Origin of the sequence: Micromonospora sp. S4605, from assembly GCF_003176715.1 — a bacterium.
Taxonomy (GTDB): domain Bacteria; phylum Actinomycetota; class Actinomycetes; order Mycobacteriales; family Micromonosporaceae; genus Micromonospora; species Micromonospora echinaurantiaca.
In genome coordinates this window covers 1-16,886 of record NZ_QGSW01000067.1, presented here as the reverse complement: position 1 = coordinate 16,886, position 16,886 = coordinate 1, and the positions used below count along the sequence as shown (strand labels likewise).

General features: G+C 74.8%; 15 protein-coding genes. 9 read left to right on the top strand and 6 right to left on the bottom strand.

From position 1 onward, the window contains the following. Window positions 1-227: 227 nt before the first annotated feature. The 3 genes from DLJ47_RS03440 (at window position 228) to DLJ47_RS03430 (ending at window position 2,554) form a co-directional block, all read left to right on the top strand. Complete coding sequence (locus DLJ47_RS03440; protein ID WP_109898657.1) at window positions 228-806, top strand: general stress protein; 579 nt, start codon at window positions 228-230, stop codon at window positions 804-806. A 261-nt stretch (window positions 807-1,067) separates the two neighbouring features. After that, a complete protein-coding gene (locus tag DLJ47_RS03435) occupies window positions 1,068-1,556 on the top strand; it encodes a MarR family winged helix-turn-helix transcriptional regulator (protein WP_109898656.1) in 489 nt (162 codons plus the stop codon). A gap of 11 nt (window positions 1,557-1,567) precedes the next feature. After that, the gene (locus DLJ47_RS03430) at window positions 1,568-2,554 is read left to right on the top strand and encodes a pirin family protein (RefSeq protein ID WP_109898655.1); all 987 of its coding nucleotides are present in this window, start codon (window positions 1,568-1,570) and stop codon (window positions 2,552-2,554) included. A gap of 63 nt (window positions 2,555-2,617) precedes the next feature. Here DLJ47_RS03430 and DLJ47_RS37440 read toward each other — a convergent pair whose 3' ends face one another. Beyond that, complete coding sequence (locus tag DLJ47_RS37440; protein ID WP_255456070.1) at window positions 2,618-2,746, bottom strand: hypothetical protein; 129 nt, start codon at window positions 2,744-2,746, stop codon at window positions 2,618-2,620. A gap of 138 nt (window positions 2,747-2,884) precedes the next feature. Here DLJ47_RS37440 and DLJ47_RS03425 point away from each other — a divergent pair, with 138 nt between their 5' ends. After that, window positions 2,885-4,474 (top strand): phospholipase D family protein, encoded by a 1,590-nt coding sequence (locus DLJ47_RS03425; RefSeq protein ID WP_109898654.1) that lies wholly within the window; start codon window positions 2,885-2,887, stop codon window positions 4,472-4,474. On the opposite strand, the gene DLJ47_RS03420 is transcribed toward DLJ47_RS03425, so the two are convergent. After that, on the bottom strand, window positions 4,423-5,229 hold the full coding sequence (locus tag DLJ47_RS03420) for a hypothetical protein (RefSeq protein WP_109898653.1): 807 nt from the start codon (window positions 5,227-5,229) through the stop codon (window positions 4,423-4,425). The genes DLJ47_RS03425 and DLJ47_RS03420 overlap by 52 nt on opposite strands. Window positions 5,230-5,605: 376 nt before the next feature. Between DLJ47_RS03420 and DLJ47_RS03415 the strand changes: the two genes are divergently transcribed. Next, a complete protein-coding gene (locus DLJ47_RS03415) occupies window positions 5,606-6,427 on the top strand; it encodes a SigB/SigF/SigG family RNA polymerase sigma factor (protein ID WP_088994961.1) in 822 nt (273 codons plus the stop codon). A gap of 183 nt (window positions 6,428-6,610) precedes the next feature. On the opposite strand, the gene DLJ47_RS03410 is transcribed toward DLJ47_RS03415, so the two are convergent. From DLJ47_RS03410 to DLJ47_RS03400, 3 genes are all read right to left on the bottom strand, one after another. Beyond that, window positions 6,611-7,207, bottom strand: a complete 597-nt coding sequence (locus tag DLJ47_RS03410; protein WP_233257634.1) for a GNAT family N-acetyltransferase — start codon at window positions 7,205-7,207, stop codon at window positions 6,611-6,613. Continuing rightward, complete coding sequence (locus tag DLJ47_RS03405; protein ID WP_393352354.1) at window positions 7,204-8,688, bottom strand: APC family permease; 1,485 nt, start codon at window positions 8,686-8,688, stop codon at window positions 7,204-7,206. Before DLJ47_RS03405 ends, DLJ47_RS03410 begins: the two co-directional genes overlap by 4 nt. A 101-nt stretch (window positions 8,689-8,789) precedes the next feature. Further along, complete coding sequence (locus tag DLJ47_RS03400) at window positions 8,790-9,416, bottom strand: GOLPH3/VPS74 family protein (protein WP_109898651.1); 627 nt, start codon at window positions 9,414-9,416, stop codon at window positions 8,790-8,792. 142 nt (window positions 9,417-9,558) lie between these two features. Here DLJ47_RS03400 and DLJ47_RS03395 point away from each other — a divergent pair, with 142 nt between their 5' ends. The 3 genes from DLJ47_RS03395 to hrpB are packed head-to-tail and all read left to right on the top strand — an operon-like array spanning window position 9,559 to window position 13,236. Continuing rightward, the gene (locus tag DLJ47_RS03395) at window positions 9,559-10,401 is read left to right on the top strand and encodes a helix-turn-helix domain-containing protein (protein ID WP_109898650.1); all 843 of its coding nucleotides are present in this window, start codon (window positions 9,559-9,561) and stop codon (window positions 10,399-10,401) included. A 44-nt stretch (window positions 10,402-10,445) separates the two neighbouring features. After that, window positions 10,446-10,646 (top strand): DUF397 domain-containing protein, encoded by a 201-nt coding sequence (locus tag DLJ47_RS03390; RefSeq protein ID WP_109898649.1) that lies wholly within the window; start codon window positions 10,446-10,448, stop codon window positions 10,644-10,646. A gap of 28 nt (window positions 10,647-10,674) precedes the next feature. Next, window positions 10,675-13,236: an ATP-dependent helicase HrpB gene (gene hrpB / locus DLJ47_RS03385; protein WP_109898648.1), complete on the top strand. Its 2,562-nt coding sequence runs from the start codon at window positions 10,675-10,677 to the stop codon at window positions 13,234-13,236. 59 nt (window positions 13,237-13,295) lie between these two features. Here the strand turns inward: hrpB and DLJ47_RS03380 are convergent, their stop codons facing one another. Continuing rightward, complete coding sequence (locus DLJ47_RS03380) at window positions 13,296-14,021, bottom strand: PP2C family protein-serine/threonine phosphatase (RefSeq protein ID WP_109898647.1); 726 nt, start codon at window positions 14,019-14,021, stop codon at window positions 13,296-13,298. A 226-nt stretch (window positions 14,022-14,247) separates the two neighbouring features. Here DLJ47_RS03380 and DLJ47_RS03375 point away from each other — a divergent pair, with 226 nt between their 5' ends. Next, window positions 14,248-16,860 (top strand): glycoside hydrolase family 9 protein, encoded by a 2,613-nt coding sequence (locus DLJ47_RS03375; RefSeq protein ID WP_109898646.1) that lies wholly within the window; start codon window positions 14,248-14,250, stop codon window positions 16,858-16,860. Window positions 16,861-16,886: the final 26 nt, after the last annotated feature.

Here is a 16,886-nt window from a genome sequence, read left to right as displayed (position 1 = left end):
CTGCTACGTTCCCCGCAGCCTGCGCCGGTAACGCCGGCCCCGCGCCGCCCTGACCACCGGCCCCGCAGGTTCGGGTGCATCTGTTGTCGCTGGAACGACAACAGATGCACCCAGTCTTCTCTCCAGGCGTGGGGTCCCCTGCGGCGTGCCCGCCGCACTCCGTGGCCGGGCCGGCGTTACCGGCGCAGGCTGCGGGGAACGTAGCAGGCTGACGAAGGAGGACGCTCATGACCAATCCGACCTCGGCCTGGCGTCCCGGGATGCCTGGCGGTGACACCCTCCCCACCGGCCCGGCGGGCCGGCTGGCGGCGCCCAGCGGCGACGGGCACGGGCCGGAGACGGGCCCGCCCACCGTGACGATCGGCTCGTATCCGGACTATCCGTCCGCCCAGCGGGTGGTGGACTACCTGGCGGACAACCGGTTCCCGGTGGAGCACAGCGCCATCGTGGGCACCAACCTCACCCTGGTCGAGACGGTGCTCGGCCGGATGACCACCGGCCGGGCCGCGCTGGTCGGCGCCGGCACCGGGGCCTGGTTCGGCCTGTTCATCGGGCTGCTCTTCGGCATCTTCACGGTGGGCAACTGGCTCGCGGTGATCCTGGTCGGGCTGGTGATCGGCGCCATCTGGGGCGCGGTCTTCGGGGCGGTGGCGCACGCGATGACCGGCGGCCAACGCGACTTCACCTCGGCCAGCTCGCTGCGCGCCGGCCAGTACGCCGTCATCGTCGACGTCCAGTTCGCCGAGCAGGCCCGTCAACTGCTGGGCCGGATGCACCTGACCGGGGAGCGTCAGCAACCGGCCTGAGCCCCCAGTACGACCATCCGACGGCCCCGGGGCATTCCGGGGCCGTCGTCGTGTGCCGCCACCCGATGCCGGCGCCGCGCGGAGCCGGTCAGCGGTCGGTGGCCAGCCGGGCGTGCAGGCGCTCGTCGTGGCGGCGCCCGTTGCCGTACCCGGCCACGTCTTTCAAAGCTGCATAACCTGCCGCCAGCACGGCTCACCGCAAGCAGAACGCTCCTGCGGAGAAGCACTAGTCAAAATTTGAAAGAGTGCTACTCTTACGACGTGACCGAGAGCCTGGACCGCACCCGCCTCACCGCCTGGCGCGCGTACATCGAGGCCAGCCAGCGGCTCTTCACCCAGCTGGAGGACGACCTGCGCGCCGACAGCGAGTTGAGCTTCGCCGACTACCACGTGCTGGTGCTGCTCTCCGAGGCGCCCGGGCAGCGGCTGCGGATGGGCGACCTGGCCAGCCGGTTGGTCTTCTCGCCGAGCCGGCTGACGTACCAGATCTCCTCCATGCAGAAGCGCGGCCTGGTGGCCCGGCAGCCCTGTCCGGACGACCGGCGCGGCAGCGAGGCCGTGCTCACCGCCGCCGGGCTGCTCACCCTGCGCGAGGCCGCACCGCACCACCTGAAGTCCGTCCGCACTCACCTGATGGACGACCTCGACGACGCCGAGGTCGCCTGCCTCACCCGGGTCTTCGAGCGGCTCGGCCGGCGCCTGCGCGCCGGACGTGACGCGTCGACCACTCCCGGCGACAGCGACAGTTAAGGAGCCCCGCGATGCCCGCCATCACCGTCGACAACGTGCTCGTCCTGCCCCGCCTGCCGCGGCTCGACGAGTCCACCACCTTCCGGCCGGTCCGCCGGCTGACCACCGCGCCGAGCGGCTACGAGGGCGAGGGCTTCCCGGTCCGTCGGGCCTTCGCCGGGGTCCCGCTGAGCGAGCTGGACCCGTTCATCCACCTCGACCAGATGGGCGAGGTCGACTACGCCCCGGGCGAGCCGAAGGGCACGCCGTGGCACCCGCACCGCGGCTTCGAGACGGTGACGTACATCATCGACGGCGTCTTCGACCACCAGGACTCGCACGGTGGCGGCGGCACCATCACCGACGGCGACACCCAGTGGATGACCGCCGGCAGCGGGCTGCTGCACATCGAGGCTCCGCCGGAGCACCTGGTGGTCAGCGGCGGGCTGTTCCACGGCACCCAGCTCTGGGTCAACCTGCCCCGGGTGGCCAAGATGATCCCGCCGAAGTACCAGGACATCCGTGGCCGGGAGGCCGCCCTGCTCACCACGCCGGACGGCGGCGCGCTGATCCGGGTGATCGCTGGCGAGATCGCCGGGCACCGGGGGCCGGGCACCACGCACACCCCGATCGCCGTCACGCACGTGACGGTCCAGCCGGGGGCGCAGGTCGACCTGCCGTGGCGGCCGGACTTCAACGCCCTGGTCTACGTGCTGGCCGGGCGCGGCACGGTCGGCGCGGACGCCCGCCCGGTGCACACCGGCCAACTCGCCGTGCACGGGCCGGGCGACGCCCTCCGCTTCGCCGCCGACGCCCGGCAGGACAGCCACACCCCGGCGCTGGAGCTCTACATCATGGGCGGCGAGCCGATCCGGGAGCCGGTGGCGCACTACGGCCCGTTCGTGATGAACAGCCGGGACGAACTGATCCAGGCGGTCGAGGACTTCCAGGCCGGACGGCTCGGCGTGATCCCGGCGCAGCGGCTGCCGCACACCGGGGGCCAGGGCCCGCGGCCCTGACCTTCGCCGTTACGGAGCGCCCCGGCCACGCCGGGGCGCTCACCGCCGTCGCGGGTGCGGGATTCAGGACACGGCGAATATGCCGGCGACGCCGAGGATCACCATCACCAACACGGCCACCAGCGCCCCCCGCTCGCCCTCCACCGCCTGCTCGCGGTACTCGGTCACGGAGTTCGTCGTCTCGCCGGGCATGGTGTGGCCTCCTCGGTGGTTCGCGTCGGTTCGGGGCGGGTGTGCCGGGGTGGCCGCCGGTCAGCGGGTGTCTGCCGGCGTGCGGACCTCCGGCGGGGGTCCTACCGTGAGGTTGTCGACCTCGGGAGGGCTGGAGCGGTGGCGCTGCGGGACTGGTTCCTCACCGCACCGGAACGTGCCAACCCGGTGTCAGAGTTACCCATCTGGACCAGCGGAAACCTCGCCGAGCCGTTAATTCACGGCGCCGCGTACTTCGACCGGCTGGTCGACGAGGTGGAGGCGCTCGAGGCCGGCGACCACCTCTTCTTCACCGACTGGCGGGGCGACCCCGACCAGCGGCTGCGCCCGGACGGCCCGACCGTGGCCCAGCTGTTCGCCCGGGCCGCGCAGCGCGGGGTCGTCGTCAAGGGGCTGATCTGGCGGTCCCACCTCGACGCGCTGACGTACAGCGAGGCGGAGAACCGCACCCTCAGCGAGGCGGTCTCCGCGGCCGGCGGCGAGGTGCTGCTGGACCAGCGGGTCCGCCGGGGCGGGTCGCACCACCAGAAGTTGGTGGTGCTCCGGCACCCGGGCGCGCCGGAGCGGGACGTGGCGTTCGCCGGCGGGATCGACCTGTGCCACAGCCGGCGCGACGACGTGGTGCACCACGGTGACCCGCAGGCGGTACAGATGTCGGCCCGCTACGGCGACCGGCCGCCCTGGCACGACGTGCAGCTCGCGGTCCGCGGCCCGGCGGTCGGGGCGCTGGACCGGGTGTTCCGCGAGCGGTGGACCGACCCGATGCCGCTGGACTCGGAGAACCCGATGGCCTACCTGCGGGACCGGCTGCGCGGGGCGGACCTGCGCCCCGACCCGCTGCCCGGACAGCCGGCCGACCCGCCGTCCCGCGGCCCGCACCACATCCAGCTGCTGCGCACCTATCCCGCGGTGCGGCCCCGGTACTCCTTCGCCCCGGACGGGGAGCGGACGGTGGCCCGCGGCTACACCAAGGCGGTCCGCCGGGCCCGCCGGCTGATCTACCTGGAGGATCAGTACCTCTGGTCGCACGAGGTGGCCGAGCTGTTCGCCCGGGCACTGCGCGACAACCCGGACCTGCACCTGGTGGCAGTGGTCCCGCGCTACCCCGATGTGGACGGCCGGCTGGCGCTGCCGCCGAACACCGTCGGCCGGGAGCAGGCGCTGTCGCTGTGCGAGCGGGTCGCGCCGGACCGGGTGCACGTCTTCGACGTGGAGAACCACGCCGGCGTGCCGGTGTACGTGCACGCCAAGGTCTGCGTGGTCGACGACGTCTGGGCCAGCGTGGGCAGCGACAACTTCAACCGCCGGTCGTGGACGCACGACAGCGAGCTGTCCTGCGCGGTGCTCGACGAGACGCGCGACGAGCGGGCCCCGACCGACCCGGCCGGGCAGGGCGACGGGGCCCGGGTCTTCGCCCGGGAGCTGCGGTTGCGCCTGTTGCGCGAGCACCTGGACCGGGATCCGGACGGCGGCGGCGACGCCGATCTGCTCGACCCGGCCGACGCGGTGGCCGCGATCACGGCCGCCGCCGAGGCGCTGCAGCGGTGGTACGACGGCGGCCGGGTGGGCCGCCGTCCGCCGGGCCGGTTGCGCCCGCACCGCCCGGAACGGCTGCGCTGGTACACCCGCGCCTGGGCGCTACCGGCGTACCGGCTGGTCTACGACCCGGACGGCAGGCCGCTGCGGGCGCGACGGGCCGGCACCTGGTGAACCGGCGCCGGCCGCTCGCCGCCGCGCTGCGCCAGCACCCGCTCCGCCGGTGCGCCGACCGGCCCGGCGGGCGCGCCCCGGCCGCCGGGGTGGACGGTGAAGCCGCCGGGATAGGCGAACGAGGCGCGCGGCGCGTAGAACCCGAAGCCGATGGTGAGCGGGTTGGCCGGCCGGAGCGCGTAGGTGGAGTGCCCGGGCTCGAGGAACTCCACCGACTCGATCACGAACGAGGTGACCGGCTCGGCGACGTACGGGTACACCGAGCTGAGCAGTTGGTCGTCGCGGGCGGTGAAGTACCGGTGGTGCCCGCTGCTGATCACGCTGCCGGTCTCCCCCACCTGGCACCGGGCCCGGATCAGCGGCACCCCGTCGATCTCCGTCTCGGCGACCAGGGTGCCGCCACGCACCTCGATGGTGGTCCGGCCGAGCGACGTCGGCGCGCCGCGGGCGACGGCGTACTCGCGGACCCGCCGGCTGGAGGTGACGTAGTGCGTCCACCAGCCGCCGGCGTTCTCGCCGCCGGGCGCGTCCACCCCGCTCAGCGACACCCCCACGTAGGTCAGCGAGTACGCCCCGAAGCCGGAGGTCTGGCTGTCGTCCTCGACCACGTACTGGTTCATGAAGACCTGCCGGTCCGGCTGCGCGCGCAGCCCCGGCGGCACCAGCGCGGCGACCGCGTCCGGGTCGGCCGGCAACCAACTGAAGAAGAGCGTGCGGCTGTTCACCACGAGCTGGGGAGCGGCTGGATCGAGCACGACGCCTCCGAACCGGACGATGTACAGGCGACGCTAGGCCGGTCCCGTCGATGGGACAACGACGGAAAGTCGACACTCCTGCCGACTTGTCGGGTTCCCGGCTGCCCGGTCGGCGGGTCCGGGTGACCGAGCGGTGACCGACGGCGGATGTCCGGCCGGCGCCGCGTCGGTCGTCCGAACCGGTAATCACCCTCACAATCGCTCCGCACTATGCCCGGTTTGCTCCCTTGATGGCGCAAAATAACTTAAGTACATCGTACTTTCGGCTAGCTTTGGCCAAGCCGATCAGGCTAAGGTGAGTCCCGAACGGCCCATCTGAAGCTAAACCAAAGCGTCACGTCTCATATCCGCGGACGAGGTGCAGGGAGGACCACCCATGACCGCGCCAACGATCAGCGAGCAGGCGACGAGCGCACCCACCACGGAGAAGCTCGACCCGCGAGCGCTCACCGACAGCGCCGCCGACCTGCTGAACGCGATGGCCGCACTGCCCGCCAACCACCCGTCGCGAGCCGCGCTGCGCGACCGGGCGATCGAGGCCTGGCTGCCGCTGGCCAACCACCTCGCCCACCGCTACAGCGGGCGCGGCGAGCCCACCGACGACCTGGCGCAGACCGCCGCCGTCGGCCTCATCAAGGCCATCGACAAGTTCGACCCGTCCCGTGGCGTCGACTTCGCCGGCTACGCGATCCCCACCATCATCGGTGAGCTCAAGCGGCACTTCCGGGACCGCACCTGGGACATCCGGGTGCCCCGCCGCCTGCAGGAGCTGCGGCTGGCCATCTCCGACGCGAACAGCACCCTGCTGCAGACCCTCGGCCGCTCGCCGACGGTCGCCGACATCGCCGCCCACCTCAAGATCACCGAGGAAGAGGTGCTGGAGGGCCTGGAGGGTGCCCGCGCCTACAACGCGGTGTCGCTGTCCACCCCGACCGGCGACGGCGACCGCGCCACCGAGCTGGGCGACATGCTCGGCGGCGAGGACGGCGAGTTCGAGCTGGCCGAGTTGCGGGTGGCCCTCGGCCCGGCGCTCGCCACCCTGGACGAGCGCGAGCAGAAGATCCTCACCCTGCGCTTCTACGGCAACCTCACCCAGTCGCAGATCGCCGAGCAGATCGGCGTCTCGCAGATGCACGTTTCCCGGCTGCTGGCTCGGGCGCTGACCAAGCTGCGCGGGCAGCTCGACGGCACCTACTGACGCCGGTGGTGGACGGTGGCCGGGTCGGCGGGCCCGGCCACCGTCGTGTCCGGCCACGGGCCGTCGGGTCACCGGCGACCCGACGGCCCGTGCGGTGCGGCCCGCCCGGCGGTCGGTCCCGACGTCGCCGGGTGCAACTGGCCCGGGGCCGGGCCCGACAGCGCCCGTGAGCCGCTCTCCCGGTCAGCGAGGCTCGCGCCACATCGGCCAGAACGGCGTGCCGTCGGGCAGCCGGAACGGCTCCGCCACCCGGTAGCCGTGCCGGGCGTACAGGTCGCGGCTGAGTTCGCTGCTGGCCTCCAGGTAGCCCGGCACGCCGTGGGCGTCCAGCCAGGCGTGGTGGTGCCGCAGCAGCGCCGTGCCGAGCCCCCGCCCCTGCCGCGCCGGCCGCACCGCGAGGAACGCCAGGTGGTGGTGGTCCGGATGCGGGTGGTTGGCGGCGAAGAGCTCGTCGAGGTGCGCGAAGCGTTCGGCCCACTCGCCGCAGGCCGCGGCGAGTCGGGCGGCGTAGTCCGCCGGCGGCGGCACCGGATCGCCGACCGAGGGGAACCAGACCGCCACCGCGTCCCGGTCCTCGGTGCCGTACACCAGGCCGTGCCGCATAGCGTGGTCGACCAGGATCTCGAAGTTGCGCGCCAGCACGGCCTGGCGTCGGGCGGCGTCGGGCACCAGCCACCGGGTCGCGTCGAGCACCAGGAACGCCTCCGCGATCCGCCCGGCCACCAGCGCCGTCTCCGCCGGTTCCAGCCGCCGCACGGCCACCTCGGCCGCCCGGGTCACCGCCGCACCGCCGTTCCGCCGTCGGCCACGCCGGCCCCGGCGGTTCCGTCGGTGCCGTCGGTGCCCGGCCCGGGCGCCACGTCCGCCGCCGCGCTCTCCGCGCCCAGCCCGATCCGGGCGTACGTCTGCGGCCGGCGCCGGCGCAGCAGCAGTGCCTGGAGCACGCCGAGCAGCGCGGCGGTCAGGTAGGCGACCGGGACCGCCCAGCGCAGCGGCGACTCCGGGGACACCCCGAGCAGGTCGGCGAAGTTGTCCACCGCGAGCGCCACGACGACCAGCAGCGCCAGGGTGGCCAGCCCGGGTGCGACCGCCCGGCGCCAGAGCGTCTCCGCCGCGCCGGAGCGGGCGAAGTAGGCGATCACCGCGACCGAGGTGGTGGCGATCAGCAGCAGCACCCCGAAGCCGCCGCTGGTGCCGCACCAGTAGAACAGCTGCACCACCGGGTCCCAGCCGTTGGCGGCGTAGAGCACGATCACCACCAGGCCGAGCGCGCTCTGCGCCAGCGACGCCGCCCGGGGCGCCCCGGTGCGCGGCGAGGTCTGCCCGAACACCCGGGGCAGCACCCGCTCCCGGCCGAGCGCGAAGGCGTACCGGGCGGTGGTGTTGTGGAACGAGATCATCGCGGCCAGCACCGAGGTCAGGAAGAGCGCCTGGCCGATGGTCACGGCGGTGTCGCCCAGGTGCGCGCCGGCCAGGTTGAAGATCAGCCCGACGCTCTGCTCGCCCGCCTCGGCGACGATCCGGTCCGGACCCACGGCCACCGTCATGCTCCAGGCGGAGAGCGCGTAGACCGCGGCGATGATGGCCACCGAGAGGTACGTGGCCACCGGCACCGTCCGCCGCGGGTCCCGGCTCTCCTCGCTGAACACCACCGCCGACTCGAAGCCGACGAAACCGAGGATGGCCAGCACCAGCACCGCGCCGACGCCGGGCACCGCCAGGTTCTCCGGGGAGAGGGCGGCGAGGCTGACCGAGCCGCCGGCCGGGTTGGCCAGCTGCCCGAGGTCGAAGACCAGGATCACCAGGATCTCGGCGACCAGCAGCGCGGCCAGCACCCGGCCGTTGACGTCGACCCGGAGCACGCCGAGCACACCGACCGTCGCCCACGCGGCCAGGGCCACCACCCACCAGTCCGGGTGCGCGCCGAAGAGCCGGTCCAGCACCGGCTCCGCCGCGGCGCCGATGGTGCCGTAGAGCCCTACCTGCAGGGCGTTGTAGGCGAGCAGGGCGACCCAGGCCGCGCCCACCCCGGCCGGGCGACCCAGCCCCCGGGAGACGTACGCGTAGAAGGCGCCGGCGTTGGCGACCCGGCGGGCCATCGCCACGTAGCCGACGGAGAAGAGCCCGAGCACCGCGGCGACCACCAGGAACGCCAACGGGATGCCGGTCACCCCGATGACCCCGTAGCCGGTGGTCACCACGCCGGCGACCACTGTCAGCGGCGCGGCGGCGGAGAGGACGAAGAAGATCACCGAGGGGATGCCGAGCCGGCCGCGGGCCAGCGCCGCGGAGACGTTGCTCGGACGTTCGATCGTTGCTGTCGGCATGGCGCTGCTCCGATTCGAGGGGAGGGGAAGGGGGATCAGGGCACGCCGCGCAGCACCGCGGCGCCGACCGCCGCCTCGGTCTGCGCGACCAGTTCCTTCAGTGGCGCGGGAAGCGCGGGAACGAGCAGGCTGAGCCGGTGGTGGGCGCGGGGCCCGGCGCTCCAGAGCACCTCGCGGGTGAGCCCGGCGGCGGAGATCAGGCCGAGCAGCAGCGCGTCCGGCACGGTCGGCGGTTCGGGGCGGTCCAGCAGGGCGCGCAGCCGGGTCGCCGGCCAGGCGGCCGCGTTGAGGTCGACCGGCCGGTAGCTGACCGTGGTACGCAGCAGCCGCCGGCTCTCCTGGCGGCGCAGCACCCCGGCCCGGGCCAGCCGCTCCCCCACCGCGCCGGCCGCGGTCTGCGCCAGGAAGCTCAACCACGTCCGCACGGCCCGGTGCTGGGGCTCCCCCATCAGCTGGTCGAGCACGGTGTGCGCCAGCGCGTCCGCCGGTGGCCGCCGGTCGAGCACCGTCACCTGCCCGGCCGCGACCGTGACGTGTCCATAGAGGACCAGCTCGCCCAGCAGGGCGCCGGCGAGACCGAGGCCGGTCGCCGTCGGGTTGAGCCGCGCCTTGCCGCGAGAGTCGTTGTGGGCGACCAGGAAGAACTCGTCGGCGGTGAGCAACGGCCCTCCCGGGGGTGTCCGTCCACAGTGCTCGCGATCCGGGAAAGGATGCACCCGCCGCTACCGCAATGCAACTCCCGGATCCGGTCGTTGCACTCCGTGCAGGCGCGACCTGCGGATCTTGTCGTGACAGACTCGGAGGGTGACCGCGAGCCCCACCGTCCGCCGCCGCCGTATCGCCCGGGAACTGCGCCAGTTGCGCGAGCGCGCGGGCATGACCCTGGACGTCGCCGCCCGGCAGTTGGACATGTCCAAGAGCAACCTGTCCCGGATCGAGACCGCCCAGATCGGCATCAAGCCGCGCGACGTGCGGGCCGCGCTGGCGCTCTACCGGGTCACCGGCGCCGACGCCGAGGCGCTCATCGAGATCGCCCGCGGCGCCCAGCAGCGCGGCTGGTGGCAGAAGTACAGCGACGTCCTGCCGGACTGGTTCGAGTTCTACGTCGGACTAGAGGCCGAGGCGGCGACGCTGCGGACGTACGAGGCCGAGGCGGTGCCCGGGCTGCTGCAGACCGAGGCGTACGCCCGGGAGGTCTACCGGCTGACCGCAGGCGAGGAGGGCATCGAGCGCAAGGTCGCCGCCCGGATGCACCGGCAGAACGTGCTGCACCGGGAGAACCCGGTCGAGCTGTCGGTGGTGCTGAACGAGGCGGTGCTGTGCCGGCCGGTCGGCGGGAACGCCGTGATGGCCGCCCAACTGGCGCACCTCGGCCGGATAGCTCGACTACCGAACGTGACCGTCCAGGTACTTCCGTTCACCGCCGGCGGGCACCCCGCGATGAACTCGCCCTACGTCGTGCTGACCTTTCCGGACACTGCCGACGCCGCCGTGGTCTACCTGGAAAACCTCAGCACAGGGCTGGCTCTGGAGGAAGCGGCTCAGGTCCGCGGGTATAGCCTGGTGCACGAGGAGCTGTGCCGGATGGCACTGCCTCCGGCGGCGTCGTTGGCCCGCCTGGAGGAGGCTTCTCGTCACTTTGCGTGACCGCATCGGCTGCGGCACGCCGGCACAGACGAGGGGTACCGCGAATGACCGCGCTCGACCTGACCCGGGCCCAGTGGCGCACCAGCACGCGCAGCGTGGGCAACGGCAACTGCGTCGAGGTCGCCGCCGCCGACGATCGGGTCGCCGTGCGGGACAGCAAGGACCGGGGCGGGCCGGTGCTGGCCTTCGGGCGGCCGGCCTGGCACGCCTTCCTCGCCGGCCTGCCCGGGGTACGCGCCGACTGACGCCCGCCGCGCGGTGCGAGACTGGGCCGTGCTCCGCGACGTCTCCCTCGACCTGCCGGTCCGGCCGGCGCTGCCGGACCTGGTCGCGGCGCTGCGGGCGACCGGGGCCGGGGTGCTGGTGGCGCCGCCGGGCACCGGCAAGACCACGCTCGCCCCGCTGGCCGTGGCCGACGAGGTGCCCGGCCGGGTGCTGATCGCCCAGCCGCGCCGGGTGGCCGCCCGGGCGGCGGCGCACCGGATGGCCACGCTGCTCGGCGAGCGGGTCGGCGACCGGATCGGGTACGCGGTCCGCGGTGAGCGCCGGGTCGGCCCGCGTACCCGGGTCGAGGTGGTGACGACCGGGCTGCTGGTGCGCCGGCTGCACCACGACCCGGAGCTGGCGGGCACCGGCGCGGTGCTGCTCGACGAGTGCCACGAGCGCCACCTCGACGCCGATCTGGCGCTCGCGTTCACGGTCGAGGCCCGCGCCGCGCTCCGCCCGGACCTGTGGCTGCTGGCGATGTCCGCCACCCCGGAGGCGGACCGGTTCGCCGCGCTGCTCGGCGGCGAGGCCGGCCCGGCGCCGGTGGTCCGGGTCCCGGCGGCCCTGCACCCGGTGACCCGGATCTGGGCCCCGCCACCCCGGCCGGTGGCCGCGCCCGGCGCCGGACCGGTCGACCGGGCGCTGCTCGACCACGTCGCGGCCACCGTCCGGCAGGCGCTGCGCGAGCGCGACGGGGACCTGCTGGTCTTCCTGCCCGGGGCGGGCGAGATCGCCGCCGTCGCCGCCCGGTTGGCCGACCTGCGCGACGAGGTGGCCGTCCTGGCGCTGCACGGCCGGCAGCGCGGCGCCGAGCAGGACGCCGCGCTGCGACCGGCCGACCGGCGGCGGGTGGTGCTGGCGACAGCGGTGGCGGAGAGCAGCCTGACCGTGCCCGGGGTGCGGGTGGTGGTGGACGCCGGGCTGGCCCGGGTGGCCCGCACGGACCTGGCCCGCGGGCTCGGCGCGCTGGTCACCGTGCCGGTGTCCCGGGCGGCGGCCACCCAGCGGGCCGGCCGGGCCGGCCGGGAGGCGCCCGGGTACGTCTACCGCTGCTGGTCGGCGGCCACCCACGAGCGGCTGGCCGCCCAGCCGGCGCCGGAGATCGCCACCGCCGACCTGACCGGGTTCGCGCTGGAGCTGGCGGCCTGGGGGCGACCGGACGGCACCGGGCTCGCCCTGCCCGACCCGCCGCCGGCGGCGGCGCTGGCGGTGGCCCGGGACACCCTCGCCGCCCTCGGCGCTGTCGACCCGGACGGCCGGATCACCGACCGGGGCCGGGCAATCGCCGCGGTCGGCACCCATCCCCGGCTGGCCCGGGCGCTGCTGGACGGCGCCGACCGGGTCGGCCCGGACCGGGCGGCCGAGGTCGTCGCGCTGCTCGCCGAGGACACCGTCGCCGGGCCGGGCGACGACCTGGCCGCCGCCTGGCGCCGGCTGCGCGCGGGCGCCGATCCCGGTGCCACCGCCCGGTGGCGGGCCGAGGTACGCCGGCTACGCGCCGCCCTGCCCGCCGAGGCGGAACCCGCCACCGGCCGGGACGGCCCGCGGGGCCGGCGACGGGCAGCGACGGCCGGCCGGGACCGGCTGCCGGACGACCTGGCCGCCGGGCTGCTGGTCGGGCTGGCCCACCCGGAGCGGCTGGCCCGGGCACGCCGGCCGGGCGGCTCGGCGTACCTGATGACCGGCGGCACCGCGGCGGAGCTGGCGCCCGGGTCGGCGCTGGCCGGGTCCGGCTGGCTGGCGGTCGCCGTCGCGGACCGCTCCCCCGGCGCGCCGACCGCCCGGGTTCGGCTGGCCACCCCGCTGGACGAGGCGACCGCCCGGGAGGCGGCCGGCCCGCTGCTGCGCACCGAACGGGAGGTCGCCTGGTCCGGGACCGACGTGGTGGCCCGCGAGGTGGTCCGGCTCGGCGCGGTCGAGCTGGTCGAGCGGCCGCTGGCCCGGCCCGACCCGGAGGCGGTCACCGCGGCCCTGCTCACCGGGCTGCGCCGGACCGGCCTCGGCCTGCTGGACTGGACGCCGTCGGCGCGGGCGCTGCGCGAGCGGCTGGTGTTCCTGCGCCAGGCGCTCGGCGCGGACTGGCCGGAGGTGACCGACGAGGCGCTGCTGGCCGCCGCACCCGACTGGCTCGGGCCGGAACTGGCCGCCGCGCGGCGCCGGGCCGATCTGGCCCGGGTGGACGTCGCCGCGGCGCTGCGCCGGCTGCTGCCGTGGGCGCAGGCGGCCCGGCTGGACGAGCTGGCCCCGGAACGCATCGCCGTGCCGAGCGGCTCGCGGATCCGGGTCGACTACGCCGACCCGGCCGCCCCGGTGCTCGCGGTGAAGCTCCAGGAGACGTTCGGCTGGCAGGACGCGCCGCGGGTGGCCGGCGGCCGGGTGCCGGTGCTGCTGCACCTGCTCTCGCCGGCCGGGCGGCCGGTGGCGGTCACCGCCGACCTGGCGTCCTTCTGGCGGTCCGGATACCCCCAGGTGCGCGCGGAGCTGCGCGGCCGCTACCCGCGCCACCCCTGGCCGGAGGACCCGACCACGGCCGAGCCCACCCGGCGCACCGCCCCGCGCCGCCGCTGAGCGGTGCCCACCGCGCCCGGGACTGCGGGCGCTCAGCCGGCCGGTTCACTCGGGCCCGCTCACTCCTCCACCACGTCGGCGATCACCACGGTGACGTTGTCCGGGCCGCCGGCGCGCAGCGCCAGGTCGATCAGCTTCCGGGCGCACTCGTCCCGGTCCGGCTGCTCGGCGAGCACCTCGGCGATGGTGTCCGGCCGGACCACGTTGGAGAGCCCGTCGCTGCACAGCAGCCAGCGGTCGCCGGCCCAGGGCACCATCGTGGCGTACGTCGGGGAGACCTCGTCGCCCTGCAACGCCTGGGTGACCACGGCCCGGCGAGGGTGGCTGCTGGCCTGGTCGGGGGTGATCAGGCCCTGGTCGACGAGCATCTGCACGTAGGTGTCGTCCCGGGTGATCTGCTTGAGCACCCCCTCCCGGTACAGGTAGGCCCGGGAGTCGCCGACATGGGCCAGCGCCAGGCAGCTGCCCGTCCGGGCGAAGAGCAGGGCGGTCAACGTGGTGCCCATGCCCTGCCGCTCCGGGTCCTCGCTGACCGCCTGGCGGATCCGCGCGGTGGCCAGCTCGATGCCGCTCTGCAGCGCGGCCACCAGAGCGTCCTCCGGGGTCTCCACATCCAGCGGGGCGACGGCGTCGATGGTGATCGCGCTGGCCAGGTCGCCGGCCGCCATTCCACCCATGCCGTCGGCGACGGCGACCAGCCAGGTCCCGGCGTGCAGGGCGTCCTGGTTCCCGCTGCGGATCAGCCCACGGTCGCTCGTTCCGACGGAACGCAGCTTCAGGGTCATGGGAGGCAGCCTGCCAGGAGAAGGGCGCAGTTGTCTCTAGGAGATCAGGACGGCCGGGCGTGGCGCGGCGAATCTCACTGCCGGCGGGGGCGGTTCGCCATCCAGGCGGATCGATTGACACGAGAGCCGACGGCTGGAACCATCGAGCCCGACCGCTGGGAGCGCTCCCAGGTCGCCACCGCCACCGCCGCACGTCCACCCCCCGCCGTCCCGGAAGGACACCCCCGTGACGCCATCCCGACGCCGCCTCGCGTTGCTCGCCGCGGCCACCACCCTGGCGCTGGCCGGCGGCACCGCCGCCCCGGCCCAGGCCGATCCCCCACCAGACGCCCCCGAGCAGATCGACAACGGCGATTTCAGCGCCGGTGTCTCCCCCTGGTTCTCCTACGGCACCGGCCCGCTCGCGGTGACCGACGGCCGGCTCTGCGCCACCGTCCCCGGCGGGCTGGCCAACCCGTGGGACGCCGGCATCGGCCAGGACGGGGTGCCGCTGCTCGCCGGATCCGAGTACACCCTCGGCTTCGACGTCGCCGCCACCCCCGGCACCCCGGTCACCGCCGTGCTGCAACTGGGCAGCGCCCCCTACACCACGTACGCCAGCCTGACCGCCACCGCCACGGGCACCGCCCAGCGGTTCGAGAAGACCTTCACCGCGCCGGCCGACAACCCGACCGCCCAGCTCATCTTCCAGGTCGGCGGCAGCGCCGACGAGCAGACCGTCTGCCTGGACGACGTGTCGCTGCGCGGCGGCGAGCCGCCCGAGCCGTACGAGCCGGACACCGGCCCACGGGTCCGGGTCAACCAGGTCGGCTACCTGCCCGGTGGCCCGAAGCACGCCACCGTGGTCACCGAGGCGACCGACCCGCTGCCGTGGGAGCTGCGCTCCGCCGCCGGCACCGTGCTGGCCACCGGCGACAGCACCCCGCGCGGGGTGGACGCCGCCTCCGGCCAGCGCGTGCACACGGTGGACTTCTCCGCGTACCGCACCGCGGGGGCCGGGCTGACGCTGACCGTCGACGGCGAGACCAGCCACCCGTTCGACATCTCCGGCACCCTCTACGACGGGCTGCGCGCCGACTCGCTCCAGTTCTTCTACGCCCAGCGCAGCGGCATCGCCATCGACGGCGACCTGCTCGGCCCGGCGTACGCCCGCCCGGCCGGGCACCTGGGTGTGGCGCCCAACCAGGGCGACACCGACGTGCCCTGCCAGCCCGGCGTCTGCGACCACCGGCTGGACGTGCGCGGCGGGTGGTACGACGCCGGCGACCACGGCAAGTACGTGGTCAACGGCGGTATCGCCACCTACCAGCTGCTGAACACCTTCGAGCGGACCAAGACCGCGCGCACCGCCGGCGGCGGCGCGGGGCTCGCCGACGGCACGCTGCGGGTGCCCGAGCGCGGCAACGGCGTGCCGGACATCCTCGACGAGGCCCGCTGGGAACTGGAGTTCCTGCTGCGCATGCAGGTGCCGGCCGGCGAGCCGCTGGCCGGGATGGCCCACCACAAGGTGCACGACCGGAACTGGACCGGGCTGCCGCTGCTGCCGCACGACGACCCGCAACCCCGCGAGCTGCACCCGCCATCCACCGCCGCCACCCTCAACCTGGCCGCCACCGCCGCCCAGTGCGCCCGGCTCTACGCCCCGTACGACGCGGCCTTCGCCGGCCGGTGCGCCACGGCGGCGCGGACCGCGTACGCCGCGGCCGAGGCCAACCCGACCCGCTACGCGGACCCGCAGGACGGCAACGGGGGTGGCGCCTACAGCGACGGCGACGTCAGCGACGAGTTCTACTGGGCCGCGGTCGAGCTGTTCCTGACCACGGGCGAGCAGCCCTACCTGGCCGACCTGACCGCGTCCCCGCACCACACCGGTGAGGTGTTCGGCGCCCAGGGCTTCGGCTGGGGCAGCACCGCCGCGCTCGGCCGGCTCGACCTGGCCACCGTGCCGAACGCGCTGCCCGCCGCCGACCTGGCCCGGGTACGCGCCTCGGTGAGCGCCGCCGCCGACACCCACCTGGCCACCCTGAACGGCCAGGCCTACGGGCTGCCCATGCCCGGCGACCGGGGCAGCTACTTCTGGGGCGCGAACAGCAACATCATCAACAACGCGGTGGTGCTGGCCACCGCGTACGACCTGACCGGGGACGCGCGGTACCGCGACGGCGCGGTGCAGGCGATGGACTACCTCCTCGGCCGCAACGCGCTGAACATCTCGTACGTGACCGGCTGGGGTGACCGGACGGCCCGCAACCAGCACAGCCGGATCTTCGCCAACCAACTGGACCCGGCGCTGCCCAACCCGCCGGCCGGCTCCCTCGCCGGCGGCGCGAACGCCAACCTCGAGGACCCGTTCGCCGCGCAACTGCTCGCCGGCTGCGCGCCGATGTTCTGCTACGTCGACGACATCAACTCGTACGCGACCAACGAGGTGGCGATCAACTGGAACTCGGCGCTGGCCTGGATCGCCTCGTTCCTGGCCGACCAGGGCGACGCGGCGGCGGTGCCGGCCGCCACCTGCACGGCCACGTACACCAACTACGGCACCTGGCACGGCGGCACCGGCTTCACCGCCCAGGTGACCATCCGCAACACCGGCCCGACGCCGGTGCAGGGCTGGACCGCCCGGTTCGCCTTCACCGGTGACCAGAAGGTGCGCGAGGCGTGGCTGGCCAGGGTGACCCAGGCCGGTGCCACGGTGACCGCCCGGAACGAGTCGTACAACGCCCGGATCAACCCGGGCGGCACGGTGACCTTCGGGTTCAACGCGGTGACCGGCGGCGGCGCCAACCCGGCGCCCGGCCTGATCACCGTCAACGGCGCCCCCTGCACCGCCGGCTGACCCCCGCGCCGCCGGGCGGTGGTGGC